General features: G+C 76.1%; 1 protein-coding gene. It reads right to left on the bottom strand.

Features of this window, described 5'->3' with window-relative positions; genetic code table 11:
* Positions 1–375: 375 nt before the first annotated feature.
* Positions 376–620 (bottom strand): hypothetical protein (locus tag A7A76_RS19895; RefSeq protein WP_206412910.1); only part of this gene is annotated, 245 nt, incomplete at its 5' end.

Raw genomic sequence — 620 nt, 5'->3', positions numbered from 1 at the left:
AGGCCTGCGTGGGCGCCGCCGCCGGCATCAGCGTCGGCGCCGCCGGCGCGCGCGGTCGTCGCGCCGCGGCAAGTCGTCCCGTTGCCCGGCGCCTGGCGATCCTGACGACGGCGCCGTCGCGTCCCGACCTTCCCATCGTCAGCGGCTTGAGTCGCGCCGCGATGCGAGCGCCGGCGCTGATGCGGGCACGGCGCCGGCTCGCACGCCGCCGCACGTTCGCACGAATGCGAATACGAGGTGGCATTCGCACGCGCGTTGTTGACGTCGGCGTAACGTCGCCGCGCGCGTGCTCGCCGCTGCGTCGCGAACCGGCGGCGCCGCCGCCAGCGGGCGCCGCGAAGCCCGGCGACCTGGTTCGCGCAGAGCTCCGCCACCTCAGCGCGAGGCGCGGCGCGCCGCTTTCGGCAACCCGGCAAGGACCGGCGCCGGCATCGTTCGGCTCGGCGCGCAGCGCGAACGTTTTCGCATGCGCATCGATTTCTCTCGGGAAAAAACCGCGCCGCCGTCGTACGCGGGCGTATCGGCGCGGACGTCGGCCGCCCCGATGCCGCTGCGCGCGAGTCGCGGCTGCGCCGGCATCCGCGGCCGCGCCGATCGCCGCTGCCGGTCCGCGCCGATGG

The organism is Lysobacter enzymogenes (assembly GCF_017168095.1).
GTDB lineage: Bacteria > Pseudomonadota > Gammaproteobacteria > Xanthomonadales > Xanthomonadaceae > Lysobacter > Lysobacter enzymogenes_D.
This window is presented reverse-complemented; position numbering and strand designations above follow the sequence as displayed.